The organism is Saccharomonospora iraqiensis subsp. paurometabolica YIM 90007 (assembly GCF_000231035.2).
In the GTDB taxonomy this organism is placed as follows: domain Bacteria; phylum Actinomycetota; class Actinomycetes; order Mycobacteriales; family Pseudonocardiaceae; genus Saccharomonospora; species Saccharomonospora paurometabolica.
Genome location: NZ_KI912261.1, coordinates 125007 through 130223 on the forward strand (window position 1 = coordinate 125007; position 5217 = coordinate 130223).

5 protein-coding genes and 1 pseudogene are annotated in these 5217 nt (G+C 71.6%); 1 reads left to right on the plus strand and 5 read right to left on the minus strand.

The annotated features are described in order from the left end of the window. Positions 1-113: 113 nt before the first annotated feature. Positions 114-1652, minus strand: coding sequence for an IMP dehydrogenase (guaB, locus tag SACPADRAFT_RS0223225; protein WP_007026377.1), 1539 nt, complete (start codon positions 1650-1652; stop codon positions 114-116). 84 nt (positions 1653-1736) lie between these two features. Here guaB and SACPADRAFT_RS0223230 point away from each other — a divergent pair, with 84 nt between their 5' ends. Further along, positions 1737-2150 carry a DUF5319 domain-containing protein gene (locus SACPADRAFT_RS0223230; RefSeq protein ID WP_007026376.1) on the plus strand — a complete coding sequence of 138 codons (414 nt, stop codon included), beginning with the start codon at positions 1737-1739 and terminating at the stop codon, positions 2148-2150. Between the two features lie 224 nt (positions 2151-2374). On the opposite strand, the gene SACPADRAFT_RS0223235 is transcribed toward SACPADRAFT_RS0223230, so the two are convergent. The 4 genes and pseudogenes from SACPADRAFT_RS0223235 to SACPADRAFT_RS34270 form a co-directional block, all read right to left on the minus strand. After that, complete coding sequence (locus tag SACPADRAFT_RS0223235) at positions 2375-3304, minus strand: anti-sigma-D factor RsdA (protein WP_007026375.1); 930 nt, start codon at positions 3302-3304, stop codon at positions 2375-2377. Beyond that, positions 3305-3877 carry a sigma-70 family RNA polymerase sigma factor gene (locus tag SACPADRAFT_RS0223240; protein ID WP_007026374.1) on the minus strand — a complete coding sequence of 191 codons (573 nt, stop codon included), beginning with the start codon at positions 3875-3877 and terminating at the stop codon, positions 3305-3307. 381 nt (positions 3878-4258) lie between these two features. Further along, positions 4259-4855, minus strand: coding sequence for a response regulator transcription factor (locus SACPADRAFT_RS0223245; RefSeq protein ID WP_007026373.1), 597 nt, complete (start codon positions 4853-4855; stop codon positions 4259-4261). Positions 4856-4995: 140 nt separating this feature from the next. Further along, positions 4996-5217: pseudogene (locus tag SACPADRAFT_RS34270) on the minus strand (hypothetical protein); the annotation flags it as partial.

Sequence of the window (5217 nt, forward strand, 5' to 3'; positions counted from 1 at the left end):
CACGGGCCGCACCGACCGCGTTTCGCGGGCGGAACGTCGTCGGCGGGGGCACGCCGGTCGGGCGTGGGGCCGGGGTGGCCGGGCCGACGTCGATCGGGGCCGGGTGGCCGGGGTCAGCGGGAGGTGTAGTTGGGCGACTCGACGGTCATGGTCACGTCGTGCGGGTGGCTCTCCTTCAGCCCCGCCGAGGTGATCCGCACCAGCTGTGCGCGCTGCAGCTCGGGGATCGTGGTGGCGCCCGCGTAGCCCATCCCGGACCGCAACCCGCCCGCGAGCTGGTGCACCACGCCGGACAGCGGGCCGCGGAACGGCGTGCGCCCCTCGATGCCCTCGGGCACGAGCTTGTCCTCGGAGAGGACGTCGTCCTGGGCGTAGCGGTCCTTGGAGTACGACCGGCCGTCGTCGCGCGACCGCATCGCGGCCAGCGAACCCATGCCGCGGTAGACCTTGTACTGCTTGCCGTTCACCAGCACGACCTCACCCGGTGCCTCGGCCGTCCCGGCGAGCAGACTGCCGAGCATCACCGACGAGGCGCCGGAGGCGATCGCCTTGACGATGTCGCCGGAGTACTGGATGCCGCCGTCCGCGATCACCGGGACCCCGGCGGGCCGGCACGCCTTGTCCGCCTCGTACACCGCCGAGATCTGCGGGACGCCGACCCCGGCCACCACGCGGGTCGTGCAGATCGAACCCGGCCCGACCCCGACCTTCACGGCGTCGGCCCCGGCGTCCACCAGCGCCTGCGCACCGGCACGGGTGGCGACGTTGCCCCCGACCACGTCGACCGTGTCGCCGAGTTCCTTCTTCAGGGTCGTCACCGTGTCCAGCACGGCGCGGGAGTGCCCGTGCGCGGTGTCCACCATGAGGACGTCCACCCCGGCGTCGGCCAGTGCCAGCGCGCGCTGGTGCCCGTCGGCACCGACCCCCACCGCGGCGCCGGCGATGAGCCTGCCGTCGGTGTCCTTGGTCGCGTCCGGGTACTGCTCGGTCTTGACGAAGTCCTTCACCGTGATCAGGCCGCGCAGCTTGCCCGCACCGTCCACGATCGGCAGCTTCTCCACCTTGTGCCGCCGCAGCAGCCCGAGTGCCGCGTCCGCGGTGACCCCGACCTGCGCCGTGACCAGTGGCGCCCGGGTCATCACCTCACTGACCTGCTTGCTGTAGTCGACCTCGAAGCGCATGTCGCGGTTGGTGATGATGCCCACCAGCAGGCCCGCCGCGTCGGTGACCGGCACCCCCGAGATGCGGAAGCGGGCGCACAGCTCGTCCACCTCGGCCAGCGTGTCGTCCGGCGAGCAGGTCACCGGGTCGGTGACCATCCCGGCCTCCGACCGTTTGACGACCTCGACCGCCCGGGCCTGCTCCTCGATCGGGAGGTTGCGCTGCAACACCCCCATGCCGCCCTGCCGCGCCATGGCGATCGCCATCCGGGACTCGGTCACGGTGTCCATCGCCGCCGACAACAGCGGCACCCGCAGGCTCACGTTCCGGGTGACGTTCGTGCCCGTGTCGACTGTGCTCGGGATCACATCCGACTCGGCGGGCAACAGCAGGACGTCGTCGAACGTCAGCCCGAGCATCGCGAACTTGTCCGGGGCGCCCGCCGTCTCCTGCGGGTACGGCGGATCTGCGGGAGTGATGTCGCTCGTCATGGAGAACGGCCGGCCTTCCTCGACGGAGTGAACCAGGGGGCTATGCGGACCTGTTAGCGATGGTAGCTGGACGCACCCCGGGGCATGCCCGGTACCGTGCGGGTCGTGCCGCACGAAGTCCTGCCCCCAGACCCGTTCGCCGACGACCCGAACGACCCGGCCCGGGAGTTCGCCATGCTCGACGATGCCGAGACCGAGAGCGAACCGATGGGCCCGGACGAGCGGTCGGAACTGCTCACCGACCTGTCCGACCTCACCGTCTACCAGGCCCTGCTGGAGCCGCGCGGGATCCGCGGAATCGTCGTCGACTGCGGCGAGTGTGACCAGCCCCACTATCACGACTGGCACCTGCTCCGCGCCAGTCTCGAGCAGCTCCTCGCGGACGGCCAGATGCGTCCGCACGAGCCGGCCTTCGATCCGGACCCCGCGCTGTACGTGACGTGGGACTACTGCAAGGGGTTCGCCGACGGCATCACCGCGACCGAGAACGCCCGCTGACCCGGGGCACACCGCCCCCTCCGTCCGTCCCGCCGAGCCGGCGGGACGGACGGGCGGACCCGTCCGCGGGGCGCGGTGACGCCGGTGGAATCACCCGGCACACGTCACCACCGCCGTCATCGCAGCACCGCTGCCACGGTGTATCACCGGCACACACCGCGGCACGCGGACGTCCTCGGGCGCCGGGGAGAGGTCACCCGGGGCGGCCGGACCGCCCGGGGCGGTCAGCTCGTCGGTGAGGGGTCGTCGGACTCCTCGTCCGACGACGTGTCGTCCCGGTTCTCCCCGGACGACGACTCGTCGTCGGACGAGGAGTCCGACGACGAGGTGGACTCCGTGGGCTCGGTCGAGGTGGGCGGCTCCGTCGACGGCACCGAGGTCGTCCCGTCCAGTTCGGATTCGCGGTTCTCGCTGGACGAGGCCGTCCCCGTCCCGCTCGTCGTGTCGTCGGCCCCGGTGCTCGACGTACCGTCGCTGCTCGACGCCGCCGGGGGCGGCTGCGGCGCGGGTTCGTCGAGTTGGGCCCGCAGTTGTTCGTGCCGGGCCCGCAGCCGGCTCTCCTCCTCCGTCACCACGTCGGAGAGTGCCTGCTCGGCCTGCCCGAGCGCACTGCGGGCGTCGTCGTAGCGTTGCTGCGCGATCGCCAGATGGGCCTCGGCGAGGTCGGTCCGCACGGACGCCGCGGCCTCCACCGACGCCGCGTGATCCGAGTAGAGAACCTTGCTCAGCCCCCACAGCGTGTCGCCCGGTTGGGCGTCGCGCGCGGCCAGCGCCGTCCCGGTGAATCCGATGGCGAGCACGGCCGCCGCGGCGGCGACGGGGACGAGCATGCGTCGTCGACCGCGACCGGCGTACCGTCTGGCCTGCGCGGCGGTGCGCACGGTGGTCACGGCCTCGGGGGTGTCCACCAGCTCCGGCATCGGCTCGCCGTCCACGTCCCGGCGCCAGGACAGCAGCAGGGCGTGCAGCTCGGCGTCGTCGAGATCGTCCCCACCGCGGGGATCGGCGCCACCCAGCGCGTCGAGCAGTGCGTCGTCGGCCTGGATCGCGGACAGTTCCGTGGGCGGCACGAGCGCGTCGTCGTCCTCCGCGTCCCCGGGTCGGTACCCGGGGATGCCTGCGTGCCCGGGGTCGCCGCTGTCGTGCTCCGTCACTCAGACCACCTCCTCAGCGGCCAGTGCCTTACGCAACCGAGCGAGGGCGCGGTGCTGGGCGACCCGGACCGCACCGGGGGTCGAACCGACGGCCTCGGCCGTCTCCTCCGCGGACAGACCGACGACCACTCGTAACACCACGATCTCGCGCTGTTTCTCCGGAAGTACCTGCAGCAGTTGCGTCATGCGCTCGTTCAGTTCGCCCTGCAACGCGCGCTGCTCCGGCCCGACGGCACGCTCGACCTCGTCCGGGACCTCGGCGACGGGTTCGGAACGGTTCCGCGACGCCGCGCGGTGGGCATCGGCGACCTTGTGCTGCGCGATGCCGTAGACGAACGCCAGGAACGGACGGCCCTGATCCCGATAGGAGGGCAATGCCGTGAGCACTGCGAGACACACCTCCTGGGCCACGTCGTCTGCCGAAGCGAAGGAACGCTCCTGTCTGCCAACTCTGGCGCGGCAGTACCGCACCACGAGGGGACGTATGGCGGCCAGGACCCGTTCCACGGCCTGAGGATCACCCTCGACAGCCGCGACGACCGACTCGTCCAGTCCATCCCCCACAGTGGCCATCGCAGACAACAGTCCCGGTGTTACGTGTAGGCGTGCAGAGACAACGGCGTGCGGCTCGGATCCGGCACGGCCGCACGCCGACGGCGCCTACCGTACCTTCCGACGCCGCTCCTTCTCGCCGACGGTCGCCCGGCGCGTCCTGCACCCCGCAACCTGCACTTCCCGGACGATACCGCACTGGTCAAACTTTCAAGTGCCTGGTGGAGCCGGGGGCCGGTGTGGGCGCGGTCGTGCGCTCCACGCCGGGGCGGGGCCCGGTGGGGACACGGGCTGTCGGGACACGCGTGGCTTCGTCGGAACATGGTGTTCCGCCCCACACCCGCGCGGCGGTCCCTCCCGCCGCCCGGGAGTTCCGCATGCGGTCACGGCCCCTCCGGGCGGTCAGGAGACGAGACCGCGCCGGAAGCCGTGCGCGACCGCCTGGGCACGGTCCCGCACACCCAGCTTGCGGAACAGCCGCCGGGCATGGGTCTTCACGGTGTCCTCGGAGAGGTAGAGCTCACGGCCGATCTGACCGTTGCTCTTGCCCTGGCTCATCCCCCGCAGCACCTGGAGCTCCCGCTCGGTGAGCTGGACACCGGGATCGGAGGGCTGGCGTTGTGCCGGGACCGACGTGCTGGCGAGCGTGTGGGCGAGCGCGGCGACGAGTTCGGGGCGGGAGGCGTCCCACCGCAGATACCCGCGCGCCCCACCGGCGATGGCCGCGGCGATGCTGCCCGCGTCGTCCGGCGCGCCGAAGACGATGACGTTCGCCTGCGGATTGGCCGAGACGAGACGCCGGGTGGCCTCCACACCGGTCGGCACGGCACGCTGGGTGCCCACGAGCACCACGTCGACCGGCTGCCGGGAGTACCGGGCGAGCAACTCGTCACCGTGCGCTACACAGTCGATGCGACTGACACCGGGAACGGCGGACATCACGCGGGTGAGTCCTTCGCGGACACTGCGTCGGTCGTCGCAGATCAAGACCGTCGTCACAGGGGTTCCTTCCTGCAGCCGGGTGACATTCCTCCTCCCCCATCGGACGCTTTAGGTGTCACCTTGACACGATCCGGTGGCTTTTTTTGCGGGAATCTTCGCCCAGATGTCGGCATCCCTGATACCGCGCAGGAAACGAGCTAGATCGGAACCCAGTCCGACCGGCGTGCGCAGCGACGTCCCACCGGATCGGTGGACAGTAACACTCCGTACAACTCGTCGGTAACTTCCGCGCGGTACCGGTCGGCCCGCGCCGGGTGGAGGTCGGCGGCCAACGACCGCGCGGGCCACGACAGCGAGCGCCACCCACGGGCCCCGGACTCGGCCAACACGTCCCGGACCAGCTCCGCCGCCCGACCGCG